Raw genomic sequence first — 694 nt, 5'->3', positions numbered from 1 at the left:
GATTAATACGCTCAATCAACTATCGTCGACAGCGTCTCAATTGATCGATGAAAGTGAGCTAGTGGTAAATCAAACCATTACTAATATTGACCGCGTGTTATTCATTAGTGGCTTAGTGATCGCCATGATCATTATTACATCGTGGCTAGTGCTGCGTCGTTGGATGAACAAGGGCTTAAAAAACATTACACGTCAGTTAACGTCACTTGCAGAACATGACTTCTCGAAGCAGAGTGAGTTGCTTGGCCCACTCGAGTTGCAAGTCATCACTTCTAAACTTAATACGGTTGTCGATTCAACGGCCGATTCTATACGTTTAGTTACTCGAAACTGCGAAACGCTTTATCAGACTGCAGAAGTGAGTCACGACGCTGCAGAGCAAACTAACTTAAGTTTGCATGAGCAGAATGAATCTCTGCAGAATATGATCACCACAATCACACAACTTGAAGCATCTATTGGTGAAATCGCACGTATTTCAAACGCATCGAATGATGATGCTCAAGTCGCAGAAGATGAGTCAGTGAGTGGTAGCCAAGTTATTGGTTTAAACCAGGAACGTTTACAAGCTTTAGAGCATTCTTTGAACATGAACGAACAGTCAATGGCTGATCTTGATGGACGAGTGAAGCAAATTCGTGAAATGGTCGACATGATCAGTGGTATTGCAGAAAACACCAACCTGTTGGCATTG

Annotated in this window: 1 protein-coding gene; it reads left to right on the top strand. The window is 42.2% G+C overall.

Annotated features, from left to right (window positions below):
* On the top strand, positions 1-694 hold a 694-nt coding region (locus BCT81_RS26395), incomplete at both ends, for a methyl-accepting chemotaxis protein (protein WP_133152736.1).

This window comes from Vibrio sp. 10N.261.52.A1 (assembly GCF_002876325.1).
Classification (GTDB): domain Bacteria; phylum Pseudomonadota; class Gammaproteobacteria; order Enterobacterales; family Vibrionaceae; genus Vibrio; species Vibrio chagasii.
The sequence above is the reverse complement of the archived record's forward strand: the minus strand, read 5'-3'. Positions and strand labels throughout refer to the sequence as shown.